The sequence below is a fragment of the Streptomyces sp. NPDC001604 genome (genome assembly GCF_042893475.1).
Classification (GTDB): Bacteria; Actinomycetota; Actinomycetes; order Streptomycetales; family Streptomycetaceae; genus Streptomyces.
Window position 1 is genome coordinate 1 of sequence record NZ_JBIAUY010000020.1, and the last position, 14,386, is coordinate 14,386.

General features: G+C 69.7%; 15 protein-coding genes and 1 pseudogene. 12 read left to right on the forward strand and 4 right to left on the reverse strand.

Annotated features, from left to right (window positions below):
* A pseudogene (locus ACFY1E_RS38325) lies at positions 1-419 on the reverse strand (rhamnose isomerase); the annotation flags it as partial.
* A gap of 270 nt (positions 420-689) precedes the next feature.
* Between ACFY1E_RS38325 and ACFY1E_RS38330 the strand changes: the two are divergent.
* From ACFY1E_RS38330 to sigJ, 10 genes are all read left to right on the forward strand, one after another.
* Complete coding sequence (locus ACFY1E_RS38330) at positions 690-2,207, forward strand: sugar ABC transporter ATP-binding protein (protein ID WP_389084706.1); 1,518 nt, start codon at positions 690-692, stop codon at positions 2,205-2,207.
* Positions 2,204-3,244 (forward strand): ABC transporter permease, encoded by a 1,041-nt coding sequence (locus ACFY1E_RS38335; RefSeq protein WP_389084709.1) that lies wholly within the window; start codon positions 2,204-2,206, stop codon positions 3,242-3,244. The genes ACFY1E_RS38330 and ACFY1E_RS38335 overlap by 4 nt, the downstream gene beginning before the upstream one ends.
* Positions 3,237-4,208, forward strand: a complete 972-nt coding sequence (locus tag ACFY1E_RS38340) for an ABC transporter permease (protein ID WP_389084711.1) — start codon at positions 3,237-3,239, stop codon at positions 4,206-4,208. Before ACFY1E_RS38335 ends, ACFY1E_RS38340 begins: the two co-directional genes overlap by 8 nt.
* A 129-nt stretch (positions 4,209-4,337) precedes the next feature.
* Positions 4,338-5,417, forward strand: a complete 1,080-nt coding sequence (gene rhaS, locus ACFY1E_RS38345; protein WP_389084714.1) for a rhamnose ABC transporter substrate-binding protein — start codon at positions 4,338-4,340, stop codon at positions 5,415-5,417.
* Between the two features lie 31 nt (positions 5,418-5,448).
* On the forward strand, positions 5,449-5,769 hold the full coding sequence (locus tag ACFY1E_RS38350; protein WP_389084716.1) for an L-rhamnose mutarotase: 321 nt from the start codon (positions 5,449-5,451) through the stop codon (positions 5,767-5,769).
* 30 nt (positions 5,770-5,799) lie between these two features.
* Positions 5,800-7,212, forward strand: coding sequence for a BNR repeat-containing protein (locus ACFY1E_RS38355; RefSeq protein ID WP_389084719.1), 1,413 nt, complete (start codon positions 5,800-5,802; stop codon positions 7,210-7,212).
* A gap of 79 nt (positions 7,213-7,291) precedes the next feature.
* A complete protein-coding gene (locus tag ACFY1E_RS38360; protein WP_389084721.1) occupies positions 7,292-8,317 on the forward strand; it encodes a LacI family DNA-binding transcriptional regulator in 1,026 nt (341 codons plus the stop codon).
* A gap of 100 nt (positions 8,318-8,417) precedes the next feature.
* Positions 8,418-9,719 (forward strand): alpha/beta fold hydrolase, encoded by a 1,302-nt coding sequence (locus ACFY1E_RS38365; RefSeq protein WP_389084724.1) that lies wholly within the window; start codon positions 8,418-8,420, stop codon positions 9,717-9,719.
* A 44-nt stretch (positions 9,720-9,763) separates the two neighbouring features.
* Positions 9,764-10,507, forward strand: coding sequence for a PIG-L deacetylase family protein (locus ACFY1E_RS38370; RefSeq protein WP_389084726.1), 744 nt, complete (start codon positions 9,764-9,766; stop codon positions 10,505-10,507).
* 35 nt (positions 10,508-10,542) lie between these two features.
* Entirely contained in the window at positions 10,543-11,433 is an 891-nt protein-coding gene (gene sigJ, locus ACFY1E_RS38375) for an RNA polymerase sigma factor SigJ (protein ID WP_389084729.1), read from the forward strand.
* 3 nt (positions 11,434-11,436) lie between these two features.
* Here the strand turns inward: sigJ and ACFY1E_RS38380 are convergent, their stop codons facing one another.
* On the reverse strand, positions 11,437-11,637 hold the full coding sequence (locus ACFY1E_RS38380) for a DUF5999 family protein (protein WP_389084731.1): 201 nt from the start codon (positions 11,635-11,637) through the stop codon (positions 11,437-11,439).
* 230 nt (positions 11,638-11,867) lie between these two features.
* Here ACFY1E_RS38380 and ACFY1E_RS38385 point away from each other — a divergent pair, with 230 nt between their 5' ends.
* Positions 11,868-12,386: a GIY-YIG nuclease family protein gene (locus tag ACFY1E_RS38385; RefSeq protein WP_389084734.1), complete on the forward strand. Its 519-nt coding sequence runs from the start codon at positions 11,868-11,870 to the stop codon at positions 12,384-12,386.
* Here ACFY1E_RS38385 and ACFY1E_RS38390 read toward each other — a convergent pair.
* The gene (locus tag ACFY1E_RS38390; RefSeq protein ID WP_389084736.1) at positions 12,381-13,058 is read right to left on the reverse strand and encodes a Clp protease N-terminal domain-containing protein; all 678 of its coding nucleotides are present in this window, start codon (positions 13,056-13,058) and stop codon (positions 12,381-12,383) included. The genes ACFY1E_RS38385 and ACFY1E_RS38390 overlap by 6 nt on opposite strands.
* A gap of 70 nt (positions 13,059-13,128) precedes the next feature.
* Between ACFY1E_RS38390 and ACFY1E_RS38395 the strand changes: the two genes are divergently transcribed.
* Positions 13,129-13,908, forward strand: a complete 780-nt coding sequence (locus ACFY1E_RS38395; protein WP_389084738.1) for a phosphotransferase enzyme family protein — start codon at positions 13,129-13,131, stop codon at positions 13,906-13,908.
* A gap of 13 nt (positions 13,909-13,921) precedes the next feature.
* Here ACFY1E_RS38395 and ACFY1E_RS38400 read toward each other — a convergent pair whose 3' ends face one another.
* The gene (locus tag ACFY1E_RS38400; protein ID WP_389084741.1) at positions 13,922-14,350 is read right to left on the reverse strand and encodes a pyridoxamine 5'-phosphate oxidase family protein; all 429 of its coding nucleotides are present in this window, start codon (positions 14,348-14,350) and stop codon (positions 13,922-13,924) included.
* Positions 14,351-14,386: the final 36 nt, after the last annotated feature.

The following is a 14,386-nucleotide window of genomic DNA, read 5'->3' on the forward strand; positions in this document are numbered from 1 at the left end:
AACCACAGTTTCAGGTCCCTGGAGCCGGTGGCGTCCATGATGTCGACGCACTCCAGCAGGTGGTCGACCGCCTTGCGCCGGACCGCCGCGTCGGGATGGCAGATGCTGCCCAGCCTGTAGTCGTCGTCCTGGAACGTGTTGGAGTTGATCGCCCCCAGCTTCACGCCCTGGTCCTCGGCGTACTTCGCCAGGGCGCCGTAGTCCTCGACCTTGTCCCACGGAATGTGCAGCGCGACCGTCGGCGCCACACCGGTGAACGCATGCACCTGCGCCGCGTCGGCCAGCTTCTCCTGCGGCGTGCGGGGCACGCCCTGCTGCGCGAACACCTTGAACCGGGTCCCCGAGTTCCCGTACGCCCACGACGGCGTCTCGACTGCCTGGGTCTTCAGCGCGGCCTTCACCGCGGCGAGCTCGGTCACTTCAGGGCTCCTGTGACGTCTGGCCGTAAGGCAGATTGATGAATCGATTCAGGGCGGGAAGCCTAAAGCTCCCTGTGGGGGTGTCAAGCATTCCGGCAGAGGCTGTTGCCCGTGGTTCGACCGTGGCCTTTGGCTCTCGAAGGGCTCTCGAAGTCTTTTCGAGGCCCACCCATTGACGTGACATGGCCCACGCGCCTAACGTCCCGGCAACCAAGTTGAAACCTTTCACGGCGTCGTGAGCCCGTTGTCGGCGTCGTCGAGGAGCCCCTGATGACCCACCCGTCCGACACGGGCCCGGCCCCGGTGCTGGCGCTCGAGGACATCTCGAAGTCCTTCGGCGCGGTGCGCGCCCTGCGGGACGTCTCCCTGGAGTTGTTCCCCGGCGAGGTGCACGCACTCGCCGGAGAGAACGGCGCGGGCAAGTCGACCCTGATCAAGACCCTTGCCGGTGTGCACCGGCCCCATGCCGGCCGGGTGCTGCTCGACGGTGAGCCCGTCGTCTTCCACGGGCCCGGCGACGCCCGCGACGCCGGCATCGCCGTCATCTACCAGGAGCCCACGCTCTTTCCCGACCTTTCGATCGCCGAGAACATCTTCATGGGTCGCCAGCCCCGGCGCGCCCTCGGCCGTATCGACCACAAGGCCACCCATGCGGCGACCGTGGCCCTGATGCGGCGTCTCGGCGTCGAACTCGACCCCGACCGCCCGGCCCGTGGCCTGTCCATCGCCGACCAGCAGATCGTCGAGATCGCCAAGGCCCTCTCCTTCGAGGCCCGTGTCCTGATCATGGACGAGCCGACCGCGGCCCTCACCGGCAGCGAGGTGGCCCGCCTCTTCGGCGTCGTGCGCACCCTGCGTGAACAGGGCGCCGCCGTGCTGTTCATCTCGCACCGGCTGGAGGAGATCTTCGAGATCTGCCGGCGGGTCACCACCCTGCGCGACGGCGCCTGGATCTCCAGCGAGCCGATCGAGGGCATGACCGAGGACGACCTGGTGCGGCGCATGGTCGGCCGCGACCTCGGCGAGCTGTACCCCAAGCAGGATGTCGAGCCCGGCCAAGTCGCCCTGAGCGTAAGGAGGTTGACCCGCGAGGGCGTCTTCACCGACGTCTCCTTCGAGGTGCGGCACGGCGAGATCGTCGGCCTCGCCGGACTCGTCGGCGCGGGCCGTACGGAGGTCGCCCGGGCCGTCTTCGGCATCGACCGCTGGGACGCCGGCGAGGTCGAGGTCCAGGGGCGCAAGCTCACCAACGGCGCCCCCTCCACCGCCATGGCCGCCGGGCTCGCCCTCGTCCCCGAGGACCGGCGCGCCCAAGGCCTGGTGATGGACATGTCCATCGAGCGCAACATCGGCCTCACCGGTCTGCGCACCACCGTCCGGGCGGGCCTCGTCGACCGCGGCGCCGAACGCAGCCGCTCATTGGACTGGGCCGTCAAGCTCCAGGTGAAGTACGCCCGGATCGCCGACACGGTCAACACCCTGTCCGGTGGCAACCAGCAGAAGGTGGTCCTGGCCAAGTGGCTCGCCACCGGCCCGCGGGTGCTGATCGTCGACGAGCCCACCCGCGGCATCGATGTCGGCACCAAGGCCGAGGTGCACCGGCTGCTCAGCGAGCTGGCCGCCGACGGCGTGGCCGTCCTGATGATCTCCTCCGACCTGCCCGAGATCCTCGGCATGGCCGACCGCGTGCTCGTCATGCACGAGGGCCGCCTCACCGCCGAGATCCCACGCGCCGAAGCCACCGAGGAAACCGTGATGGCCGCAGCCACCGGGAGGGCCGCCGCATGACGGTGACCACTGCCGACGAAACCCCCGTCGCCGAGGTGCCCAGGTCCAGTGGCACCCGGCTCGTCGACCGCGTCTTCAAGATGCGCGAACTCGCCATCCTGGCCGTCTTCCTGGTGATGATCGCCATCACCCAGGCGGGCAACAGCGAGTTCCTGTCCGAGCAGGGCATCAAGGACCTGCTGCTGAACGCGACCATCCTGGTGCTGGTCGCCACCGGCCAGTCCCTGGTGGTGATCACGAGGAACGTCGACCTGTCGGTCGGCTCGACCCTCGGCATCAGCGCCTTCGCCGCCGGCGACTATCTGCACGGCGGCGGCAACTCGCTCGTCGCCATCCTGCTGGCGGTACTGCTGGGCGTGGGCCTCGGCCTGCTCAACGGTCTGCTCGTCAGCCTCGGCCAGGTGCCCGCCCTCGTCGTCACCCTCGGCACGCTCTACATCATCCGTGGTGTCGACTCCATCTGGGTCGGCTCCCGCCAGATCACGGCGGCCGACCTGCCGGGCGGCTTCGTGGACTTCGGCTCCGGCGGCCTCTCCGCGGTGCCGTGGCTGGCGTTGATCGCCCTGGCGGTGCTGGTGGCGACGGCGTACTACCTCAAGCACTTCGGCAGCGGCCGCGAGCTGTACGCCCTGGGCTCCAACCCGGAGGCCGCCAGGCTCGCCGGTATCCCCGTGCGCAAGCGGATCCTGGCCGCTTACACCTTCTGCGGCGGCCTCGCCGGCCTCGCGGGTGCCATGTACCTGGCGCGGTTCGGCAACGTCGACTCCGGGACCGGCTCCGGCTACGAACTCACCGTCGTCAGCGCGGTCGTGGTCGGCGGTGTCGTCTTCACCGGAGGCTCCGGCAGTGTCTACGGGGCCGCGCTGGGCGCCCTGCTGCTGACCTCCGTCAACAGCGTGCTGCCCGCCCTCGGCGTCAGCTCCGTGTGGGTGCTCGCCATCAACGGCATCCTGCTCATCCTCGCCATCGCGGTCGACCGGGTCGTCGCGCTGCGCGTGGCCTCCGCCCTGAAGAAGAGGAACGCCCGCCATGCCTGAGTCACTGACGCGCGCGGTCCGCTGGGACACGGTCGTCGGCGCGCTCCTGGTCGTCCTGTTGTTGCTCTCGTTCGGCACGGTCGACGGGTTCGGCAACGCCCTGAACCTGTCGTTCCTGATCGGCAACACCCTGCCGATCGCCCTGATCGCCCTGCCCATGACACTGCTGGTCGTCTCCGGCGAGATCGACCTGTCCGTCGCCTCCACGGCCGGCCTCTCGGGCGCCGTGATGGGCAAGCTGTGGAACGACGGCATGGCCATCGAGACGATCATCCCGCTGTGCCTGCTGCTGGGCGTGGTCTGCGGGTTCGTCAACGGGCTCCTCGTCACCCGGCTCGGCCTGCCCTCCCTCGCCGTCACCATCGGCACCCTCGCCGCCTACCGGGGCATCGCACAGATCGTGCTCGGCTCCGACGCGGTGACCGACTTCCCCACCCAGTACCTGGACTTCGCGGCCGGACGCATCGGGAACACCTTCGTCCCGCAGGCACTCCTGCCCTTCCTGGTACTGCTCGCCATCGCGGTGGTCGTCCTGCACGCCACCCCCTTCGGCCGCTCCCTGTTCGCGATCGGTGCGAACGAGGAGGCGGCGCGGTTCGCCGGCATCCGCGTCAAGCGGCACAAGCTGATCCTGTTCACGGTGACGGGGCTGATGGCCTCCCTCACCGGGATCTTCTGGGCGCTGCACTACGCCAGCGCCCGCTACGACAACGCCACCGGTCTCGAACTCTCCGTCGTCGCCGCCGTGCTGCTCGGTGGCATCGACTTCGACGGGGGGAAGGGCACGCTGGGCGGCGCGATCGCGGGAGTCTTCCTGCTCGGGGCGCTGCAGAACGTGATGAGCCTGCTCAATGTCTCCGCGCAGTCGCAGATCGTCGTCACGGGTGTGTTGCTCGTTGTCTCTGTGCTCGGCCCCAGGGTCGCACGGCAGATCGCCCTGGTGAGGGCCGCACGTTCAGCTTGAAAGCCCGTTCGTCGGCTGCGGGCCGGATGTGGCTGGTCGCGCCCGCGCGGCAGCGCCGCAAATTCAAATCAGCCCAGCGCCCCTTTGGGGCGCGTCCAGCTCACCCCTCGTATCAAAGGACCCCATGCCATGCGCAAGTCATCCCTCCGCCGTGCCTGTGCGGCGCTCGCCGCCGGAACCTCCCTCGCCCTGGCCCTGACCGCCTGTGGCGGCACCACCAAGAACAACTCCAAGAGCGACGATGCGGGCGCCACCTCGACCGCCAAGGCCGACCCCAACGCCGCCCTCAAGAAGGGCCTGACCGTCGGTTTCCTGCCCAAGCAGGTCAACAACCCGTACTTCACCTCCGCCGACAAGGGCGGCGAGAAGGCCCTCACCGAGCTGGGCAGCAAGTACAAGGAGGTCGGCCCCTCCAGCGCCACCGACACCGCCGGCCAGGTCTCCTACGTCAACACGCTCACCCAGCAGCAGGTCAACGCGATGGCCGTGTCCGCGCAGGACCCGGGCGCCCTGTGCACCGCGCTCAAGCAGGCCATGAAGAACAACATCAAGGTCGTCACCTACGACTCCGACACCAAGCCCGAGTGCCGCAACGCCTTCGTCTCGCAGGCCGGCGCCGAGGACCTCGGCCGTACCGAGGTGCAGCTGCTCGCCCAGCAGATCGGCTACAAGGGCGAGATAGCGATCCTGTCCGCCGCGCAGACCGCGACGAACCAGAACGTGTGGATCGACTTCATGAAGAAGGAGCTGGCGGACCCGAAGTACAAGAACATCAAGCTGGTCAAGGTCGCCTACGGCAACGACGACGCCCAGCAGTCCTTCCAGCAGACCCAGGGCCTGCTCCAGCAGTACCCGGACCTGAAGGGGATCATCTCCCCGACCACGGTGGGCATCAAGGCGGCCGCCCAGTACCTGTCCGGCTCCAAGTACAAGGGCAAGGTCAAGTTGACCGGCCTCGGCACCCCGAACGACATGCGCAAGTACGTCAAGAACGGCACCGTCGAGGGCTTCGAGCTGTGGGACCCGTCCAAGCTCGGTGACCTGGCCGCCCGTACCGCCGTCGCGCTGGCCTCCGGTCAGATCACCGGCAAGGAGGGCGAGACCTTCAAGGCCGGCTCCACCACCTACACCATCGGCAAGGACGGCGTGATCACCCTCGGCAAGCCGACCGTGTTCAACGCCAAGAACATCGACCAGTTCAACTTCTGAGCCCCTACGCCCCCGCGGGAGCCGGTACTTCATGCAGCGCGTCTGTTTCCTCCTCAAGGTCCGCGAGGACCGGCTCGCCGAGTACCGCGAACGCCATTCCGCCGTGTGGCCGGAGATGCTCGAAGCGCTCTCGGCCACCGGCTGGCACAACTACTCCCTCTTCCTGCGCGACGACGGTCTGCTCGTCGGCTACCTGGAGACCGAGGACTTCGCCGCAGCGATCGCCGGCATGGAGGCCACCGAGGTCAACGCCCGCTGGCAGGCCGAGATGGCGCCGTTCTTCGAGTCGCTGGACGGCGCCAGGCCCGACGAGGCCATGAAACCGCTCACCGAAGTGTTCCACCTCGCCTGACGTCCCCTCGCCTCTCTGCTGGAGCCGCTCATGAGAAGACGTACCGTGCTCGCGACCGCCATACTTGCGGCTGTGGCAACGCCGGGCATCGCACGGGCGGCCGATCCCGGCCCCTCCGTCACCAAGAAGAGCACCACCCGACTCGACGCGGCGGCCATCTTCTTCGTCTCCTACGACGGGCTGGTCAACAACAACTCGTTCCAGAAGAACGGCCTGTTCACCTACAGGGGCTACCAGTACGCCGCCTGGTACACCGCCGGCGGCAACGCGGTGGTCGGCCGTCGTGCGCTCGGCGACAGCAGCTGGTCGACCGTGACGCTGTCCCACGTCCTCAAGACCAGCGACTCCCACAACGTCATCTCCATGGGCGTCTCCGAGGTCGACGGCCGCCTGCACCTCAACATGGACTCCCACAGCGACGGCTACTTCTACGTGAAGTCCATCGCCGGACTCCTCGACAACCCGGCGACCACGGCCTGGACCTCGTCGGTCTTCGGCGCCGTGCAGACCTCGCTCGACGGCCTGGCGCTCACCTCGCAGTTCACCTACCCGCAGTTCATCTCGACCCCCGAGGGCAGGCTCCAGCTCAGCTACCGGGTCGGGATCTCCGGCAACGGCCGCAACGCCCTCGCCGAGTACGACGGTTCGACGTGGACGGCATTGGGGGAGTGGTCCAGCTCCACCGGCACGTACACCAGCTCGCACGGCTCCTCGACCGCCCGGAACATGTACCTGCACGGCATCGACTACGACGCGGGCGGCCGCCTGCACTCCTTCTTCACCTGGCGTGAGCAGAACGCCGCCGTGATGTGCAGCGGCGGCGGCATCACCAACCACGACACCGGCTACGTCTACTCCACCGACCGCGGCCGCACCTGGCGCAACGACGCGGGCACCGTCGTAGGCACCACCGGCAGCTCCGACACGGTGGCCGTCACCGACGGCGGACTGGTCGTCGACGCGCTCAACCCGGACCACTCGCTGATGAACCAGGAGAGCCAGTTCACCGACTCCTCCGGCCTCCCGCACGCGATCATCAGCTATGTCCCCGGCCGCTTCGGCCAGTGCACCACCGACTACGTCGCCGACCGCACCGCGAGCGGCCGCGCCTTCCACCTCCGCAAGAACTCCTCCGGCACCTGGCAGAAGACCGAGATCCCCGTCGCGCTGGGCTCCAGCCAGCGCACCAAGTTGATCCTGGACAAGTACGACAACGCCTACGCGATCTTCCCCTTCGGCCGGATCGCCGCCGCCTCGAAGGCCTCCGGGCACATGGACTGGACGCTGCTGTACGACGGCAGCGAACTGAACGCCTTCGGCGAGGTCGTGATCGACGAGCTGCGGGTCGCGGCGGACAACGTCCTGTCGTTCATGTACCAGGAGAAGTCGAGCGGTACGACCCCCTCGGCACTCCACGTCGTCGACTTCGCACTGCCCGCGTGACCGGGCATGATGCGCCGAACGATGACGGTAATGTGAAGGCATTCCGGCCGAATCACGTCCCCCTGGAGGTCCCTGCCCGATGAGCCAGTCGGTGGGTATCAAGGACGTCGCCCGCGCCGCCGGAGTCTCCGTCGGCACGGTGTCGAACGTGATCAACCGTCCGGACACGGTCGCCACGGAGACGCGTGCCCGGGTGCTGTCCGCGATCGACCGGCTCGGCTACGTCCGCAGCGAGTCCGCGCGCCAGTTGCGCGCGGGCCGCAGCCGGATCATGGGGCTGCTCGTCCTGGACATGGGCAACCCGTTCTTCGTGGACGTCGCGCGCGGAGCCGAGCGTGCCGCACGCGACGCCGGACTCGGCGTCATGGTCTGCAACAGCGCCCAGAGCGCGGGCGAGGAGGCCGAGTACCTCTCCCTCTTCGCCGAGCAGCGGGTGCGCGGCGTGCTGCTGACCCCCGCCGATGCGACCGGCCGCAACATCGAGGCGTTCCGGCGGCACAACATCCCCTTCGTCCTCGTCGACCGGGTCGCCGAGGGCACCACCGAGTGCTCCGTCTCCGTCGACGACGTGGCGGGCGGCGCCCTGGCCGTGCGCCACCTCGTCGACGCCGGGCACCGCACCATCGCCTATGTCAGCGGCCCGCCCGGCCTGAACCAGGTGCGCGACCGCCGCACGGGCGCCCTGAACGCCCTCGCCGAGGCCGGCCTAGGCCCTGACTGCCTGCGCGAACTGCCGACCGAACGCCTCGACGTGGCCGCGGGCCGCGACGCCGGTGCCCGCCTGCTCGGCCTCGCCGACCGCCCCACCGCCGTCTTCTGCGCCAACGACCTCCTCGCCCTCGGCGTCCTGCAGGCGATGTACGCGGCCGGCATAACGGTCCCCGACGACCTCGCCATCGTCGGCTACGACGACATCGAGTTCGCGGCCGCCGCGGCCGTCCCGCTCACCTCGGTACGCCAGCCCGCCGTCACCATGGGCGCCCTGGCCGCCGAGCTGCTGCTGGAGGAGACGGAGGCGGAGACCGCGACGAAGCGGCACGAGCACCGGCGCGTCGTGCTCCAGCCGGAGCTCGTCGTACGACGCTCCAGCCTGTCCGCCCGCTGATCGCCCGGTCAGTAAGTTTTCATGATCAGGGGGTCGGCCGCCCGACGAACCTGTGGTGAAGTGGGACGCGGTCCGAAACCCGTCCGTCCCTGGAGACCCGTTGACCGCCACCTACCGCCAGCCCGGCGTCGTCCTCACCGACCGCCACTTCACCGTGCCCCTCGACCACGACGACCCGGCGGGGGAGACGATCGAGCTCTACGCCCGTGAGGTCGTCGCGAGCGACAAGGTCCAGCAGAACCTGCCCTGGCTCGTGTACCTCCAGGGCGGCCCCGGCTTCGGCGCGAACCGCTTCGTGGGCCGGCAGTCCTGGCTGGGCCGCGCCCTCAAGGAGTACCGCGTCCTCCTCCTCGACCAGCGCGGCACCGGCCACTCCACGCCCGCCAACCGCCAGACCCTCCCGCTGCGCGGCGGCCCCGCCCAACAGGCCGACTACCTGGCGCGCTTCCGGGCCGACGCGATCGTCCGCGACTGCGAGGCCATCCGCCCCCAGGTCACCGGCGGCGCCCGCTGGACGGTCCTCGGCCAGAGCTTCGGCGGCTTCTGCACCGTGCACTACCTCTCCAGCGCCCCCGAAGGCCTGGCCGCCGCCGTGATCACCGGCGGCCTGCCCTCCCTCGACGCGCACGCCGACGACGTCTACCGCGCCGCCTACCCCCGTATCGAACGCAAGGTCGCGGCCCACTACGCCCGCTACCCGCAGGACGTCGAGCGCGCCCGCCGTATCGCCGACCACCTCCTCACCCACGAGGTCACCCTCCCGAACGGCTACCGCCTCACCGTCGAGGCCTTCCAGTCCCTCGGCATCGTCCTCGGCGGCAGCGAGGGCAGCCACCGCCTGCACTACCTCCTGGAGCACGCCTTCGTCCGCACCCCGCAGGGCCACGTCCTCTCCGACGCATTCCAGGAACAGGCCCAGGGTCTCCTCTCCTACGCGAGCCACCCCCTCTACGCCCTCGTGCACGAGGCGATCTACGGTCAGGACGAGCGGCCCACCGCCTGGTCCGCCGACCGCGTCCGCGCCGAGTTCCCGCAGTTCGACGCCGCGAAGACCCTCGCGGGCGACGGCCCGCTCCTGTTCACCGGCGAGTCCGTCCACCCCTGGACGTTCGACTGCGACCCGGCGCTCCGCCCGCTGCGCGAGACCGCCGACCTGCTCGCCGCCCGCAACGACTGGCCGCGCCTCTACGACCCCGCCCGCCTCGCCGCCAACGAGGTCCCGGTCGCCGCGGCGATCTACCACGACGACATGTACGTCGACACCGCCCACGCCCTGGAGACGGCGCACACCATCCGCGGCCTGCGGACCTGGGTGACCGACGAGTTCGAGCACGACGGCGTACGGGCCGGAGGGCCCCGGGTGCTGGACCGGCTGCTGGCACTCACGCGTGACGAGGCATGAGATTCACCGGGAGTGATGTCGGCGTCACGCACTAGTCTTCGACCATGACCGAGCCGAAGATCACCGAGCTGCAGCCCATGCCCGCCGACTGGCAGCGTGCCCTCGCCGTCGTCGCGCACCCGGACGACCTCGAGTACGGGTGCTCGGCGGCCGTCGCCGCCTGGACCGACGAGGGCCGCCAGGTCGTCTACGTCCTGGCCACGCGCGGTGAGGCGGGCATCGACACCCTGGAGCCCGCGAAGTGCGGTCCGCTGCGCGAGCGGGAGCAGCGGGCGAGTGCGGCGATGGTGGGGGTGACGCAGGTGGAGTTCCTCGACCACAAGGACGGAGTGATCGAGTACGGCACCGCGCTGCGCCGCGACATCGCCGCCGCCATCCGGCGCCACCGGCCGGAGCTGGTGATCACCCTCAACCACCGGGACACCTGGGGCGGAGTCGCCTGGAACACTCCGGACCACGTCGCGGTCGGCCGCGCCGTGCTCGACGCGGCGGGCGACGCCGGCAACCGGTGGATCTTCCCCGAGCTGGTCGAACAGGGACTGGAGCCCTGGAGCGGCGTCCGCTGGGTCGCCGTCGCAGGTTCCGCCTCGCCGACGCACGCGGCGGACGCCTCGGCCGGACTGGAGCGGGCGGTGCACTCGCTGCTCGAACACCGCAGCTACATCGAGGCGTTGACCGACGAGGACCCGGAGACCTACGCCCGCGGATTTCTGACGGCGAACGCCACGGCGGCGGGGCAGCGGTTCGGGGGCCGGCCCGCGGTCGCGTTCGAGGTCTTCAACCGATAGATCGCCCGCACGATCAAGACGCACAGGGGGAGCACATGAACGGCACGGACGTACTGGCCGACCGGTTCGAGGAACACCGGGGCCATCTGAAGGCGGTCGCCTACCGCATGCTCGGTTCGGTCGCCGAGGCGGAGGACGCCGTCCAGGAGAGCTGGCTGAAGCTGAGCCGCAGTGACGTGGACGGCATCCAGAACCTGGGCGGCTGGCTGACCACCGTGGTCGGCCGGGTCTGTCTCGACATGCTGCGCTCCCGGGCCTCGCGTCGCGAGGATCCCATCGACGAGACGTTCGTGCCCGATCCCGTGATCAGGCCGCTGTCGCAGATCGACCCGGAGCAGGAGGTCCTGCAGGCCGACTCGGTGGGCCTGGCCCTGCTGGTGGTCCTGGAGACCCTGGAACCCGCCGAGCGGCTGGCGTTCGTGCTGCACGACATGTTCGCCGTGCCGTTCGACGACATCGCGCCGATCGTGGAGCGCAGTTCGGCGGCGACCAGACAGCTCGCGAGCCGGGCCCGGCGCCGGGTGCGCGGTGCCGCACCGTCCTCGGAGCCCGACCTCGGCAGACAGCGGGAGGTCGTCGACGCCTTCATGGCGGCCGCCCGGGCCGGTGACTTCGAGGCGCTGGTCGCCGTCCTGCATCCCGATGTGGTGCTGCGGGCCGACTCCGGTCCCCTGGTCGGAGGCGCCGCCGCCTCCAAGTCGGTGCGCGGCGCGAAGCCGGTGGCCGAACAGGCACTGCTGTTCCGGCAGTTCGCGCAGTTCGCACGGGTGGTGCTGGTCAACGGGGAGATCGGTGTCGTCAACGCGCCTGAAGGCCGCCCGCTGTCGGTCATGGGTGTCACCGTCTCCGACGGCCGGATCGTGGCCCTGCACATCCTGGCCGACCCGGAACGGCTCGCCCGGCTGGACCTCGGCGCGTTCGACTGAGAGTCAGGCGGCCACGGCCAGCGGACGCAGCGTGCGGTGCGGGTCCACGACCCGCCCGTCCGGCAGCAGTTCACCGGTGTCGTCGAACACGATCGTCCCGTTGCACAGCAGGTTCCAGCCCTGTTCGGGATGGGCCGACACGATCACGGCGCTGTGGTGGTCCGGGCTGTCTGCGGTGGGGCACGGTGGCCGGTGACTGCACATGGTCTCGCTCCTCGATCCGTCTGGCTCCCGCCTGAAGTGGGCTCGTATCTGTGATAGCCGAGCTTGTTTTCCATTGAATGAGGAGACCCCCACAGTGCCGGAAACTCATCGGTGAGGTTCGGTTTCCCGCCGGTCGTTCTCGGCGGGATCCGCAGCGGAGTCTCTGTCACACCCGCGTGGCAGCGTGGGACATGGACAGACGGTGCCCGTCGAGCCGAAGGGGGCGTGTCATGGCCGACGTCGATTCGCAGTTCCTGCGCGGCCTGTTCGACGAGGAGGGCAGCCTGCACACTGCGGGCCGCACAGCGCTGTACCGGCTGTACGGCCTGGAAGGCCTGCTGTACGTCGGCATCTCGATCTCCCCGCTCACCCGAGTGCGCACACACCTGCGGGAGCAGCCATGGGCCTCGCAGGTCGTCGGGATACGGATCGAGTACCCGGACGACGCAGAGGCAGCCGAACGCGAGGCCGTCTGGACCGAACGCCCCAAGTACAACGTGATCTTCAACGGCGAGACCCCGCCCGCCCCTCCCGACCGGGCAGCGCGCCTCAGGACGGAACTCGCCCTCGAACGACGCCGGTTGGCGGAACTCGAGTCGACCGTGCCTGAGTCGTCGGCTCACCTACGGCTCATGGCCCGAGGCATCGAGGCGAAGCAGGCGAAGATCGCGAGGCTGGTCGAGAACATCGAGAACACCGAAGCTGCACGGCACCACATCACGGACCCGAGCAAGCAGGCGGGGTCATGACCGCCGCTCACCGAAGCCGTGTTCCGCAAGGACCAAGGAGGCGACTCCCCGCCCGACCTGCGCCAGCCCCACCAGCAGGTCGGCACAGTCGATCAGTTCTGAGCCGGCCTGCTCGACGCGTGCCTCGGCCAGCGCGATCGCCTTGCGGGAGTACGGCGTCCAAGCGATCCGCTCGGCGGCCTGTGAGGCGCCCATGCTCAACCGGCCGCCGACCGAGCGGTGCACGGCCTCCGCCGACACTCCGGACTCCTGCAGCAGCCGGGTGGCGCTGTTGTCCTCCGCGGTCAGCCCCCACAACAGGTGCTCGGTTCCGATGTAGTTGTTGCGATGCTGCACAGCCGCCGCCTTGACGTGGGCCATCGCCCGCCGGAGGTCCTCGGTCATCGTCTCGGGGCTGTAGCGCTTGTGCGGGGCCTGGAAGCGCTGCTGCACCGCCTGCCGGGTCACCCCGAGGGCCGACCCGATGTCCGTCCAGGACACGCCGTGCATCCGGCAGTGCTCCACGTAGTCCTCGACCAAGTCCTCGGCCAGCGCCTGGAGTTGGCCGGATATGGTGGCGGCGGCGGTCAGCAGCGCCAGCCAGTCGGGCTGTTCCTGGTCACCGGGACGGTGGGCGGTCGCGCAGGTGCGGTCCACTTCGGCGATGAGGCCGTCCAGATCGGGGAGAGTCATGAGGCAAGTGCGCCTTGACAAAACGAATTTGTCAAGGCGCACTTGCCTCATGGGAGTTGAGGAGGGATCGGTGCACGAGGACGAACAGCCCCTGTCCGGCGGGAACGTCAGCGACGGTGTCGTCCGCGTCGGTGACACCGTCCGGCGGCCCGCGGGGCCCTGGACGCCCGCGGTGCATGCCCTGCTCACGCATCTGCACGAGGTGGGCTTCCGGGCGGCCCCGCGACCCCTCGGGATCGACGACCAGGGGCGCGAGGTGCTGACGTTCGTGCCGGGCGATGTGATCTGGCCCGACCGGTTCGCTCTGGTGGAGCCGGCGGCGGGACTGGTGCGCGTGGCCCGGCTGGTCCGGGAGTTCCACGACGCCGTGAAGGACTTCACGCCGCCGGCCGACGCCCGCTGGCAGGTGCTCGTTCCCGCGGAGGGCGCCGACATCATCGCCCATCAGGATCTCGCACCGTGGAACCTCGTGGTCGGCGGCGAGGACGAGTGGGCCTTCATCGACTGGGACACGGCCGCTCCCGGCTCCCGCCTCTGGGACGTCGCCTACGCCATCCGCGGCTTCGTGCCCCTGTCCGCGCATCCCGACTGGCAGACCCCCGACGCCGCCGCCCGCCTGCGCCTCTTCGCCGAGGCCTATGGACTCGACGAGACCGAACGGCGTGCCCTCGTACCGATGCTGGGCCGCCGCACCCGAGCCATGCACGACTTCCTCAGAGATCAGTCGGACCGGGGCAACCAGCCGTGGGCGAAGCTCTGGGCGGAAGGCCACGGCGACGCGTGGCGTGGGGATGCCGAGTACATCGAAGAGCGCCAGGACCGGTGGGAGCGGGCCTTGCTGTCCGGCTGACGGCCGCGGCTCGTCACCCGGTCGTGCCCAGATCCGCGGCGAACCAGTGCTCCGGCCGCATACGCACCACGACGTGATCGGCAAGTTCGGCCTGGGCGAAGGACACGAACTCGTCGAGTGCCGCCCCCGACAGATAGCGCCCGGCCATCTCACGGTGGAGCGCGCCGCTGCCTTCCGTCACTTCGGCGACCGGTCCTTCGACCGACACGTACCGGATCGTCGGCTCCGTGCGCTGGACCATCAGACTGAAGCGGCCCGCCGCCCTGATCAGGGTCATCTTCCGGGAGGTCGCGCCCGTGAGGATCCAGGGCAGACCGCCGTGCTCGTAGGCGTACCAGATCGGCACCACCAACGGTCCGCGGTCGTCACCGGCGGCCACGCCCAGCGCGGCCACCTGCGGCTCAGCAAGGAAACCTTCCCGTTCTTCGCGTGAAAGCGCCATACGACGACTGTACGTACGGCCACCGACAGCGCCCCG

What these genes read in the sequence shown, in the direction of transcription:
- ACFY1E_RS38330 (WP_389084706.1), top strand. Translation starts at nt 690, where the DNA reads ATGACCCACCCGTCCGACACGGGCCCGGCCCCGGTGCTGGCGCTCGAG.
- ACFY1E_RS38335 (WP_389084709.1), top strand. Translation starts at nt 2,204, where the DNA reads ATGACGGTGACCACTGCCGACGAAACCCCCGTCGCCGAGGTGCCCAGG.
- ACFY1E_RS38340 (WP_389084711.1), top strand. Translation starts at nt 3,237, where the DNA reads ATGCCTGAGTCACTGACGCGCGCGGTCCGCTGGGACACGGTCGTCGGC.
- rhaS (WP_389084714.1), top strand. Translation starts at nt 4,338, where the DNA reads ATGCGCAAGTCATCCCTCCGCCGTGCCTGTGCGGCGCTCGCCGCCGGA.
- ACFY1E_RS38350 (WP_389084716.1), top strand. Translation starts at nt 5,449, where the DNA reads ATGCAGCGCGTCTGTTTCCTCCTCAAGGTCCGCGAGGACCGGCTCGCC.
- ACFY1E_RS38355 (WP_389084719.1), top strand. Translation starts at nt 5,800, where the DNA reads ATGAGAAGACGTACCGTGCTCGCGACCGCCATACTTGCGGCTGTGGCA.
- ACFY1E_RS38360 (WP_389084721.1), top strand. Translation starts at nt 7,292, where the DNA reads ATGAGCCAGTCGGTGGGTATCAAGGACGTCGCCCGCGCCGCCGGAGTC.
- ACFY1E_RS38370 (WP_389084726.1), top strand. Translation starts at nt 9,764, where the DNA reads ATGACCGAGCCGAAGATCACCGAGCTGCAGCCCATGCCCGCCGACTGG.
- sigJ (WP_389084729.1), top strand. Translation starts at nt 10,543, where the DNA reads ATGAACGGCACGGACGTACTGGCCGACCGGTTCGAGGAACACCGGGGC.
- ACFY1E_RS38380 (WP_389084731.1), bottom strand. Translation starts at nt 11,637, where the DNA reads ATGTGCAGTCACCGGCCACCGTGCCCCACCGCAGACAGCCCGGACCAC.
- ACFY1E_RS38385 (WP_389084734.1), top strand. Translation starts at nt 11,868, where the DNA reads ATGGCCGACGTCGATTCGCAGTTCCTGCGCGGCCTGTTCGACGAGGAG.
- ACFY1E_RS38390 (WP_389084736.1), bottom strand. Translation starts at nt 13,058, where the DNA reads ATGACTCTCCCCGATCTGGACGGCCTCATCGCCGAAGTGGACCGCACC.
- ACFY1E_RS38400 (WP_389084741.1), bottom strand. Translation starts at nt 14,350, where the DNA reads ATGGCGCTTTCACGCGAAGAACGGGAAGGTTTCCTTGCTGAGCCGCAG.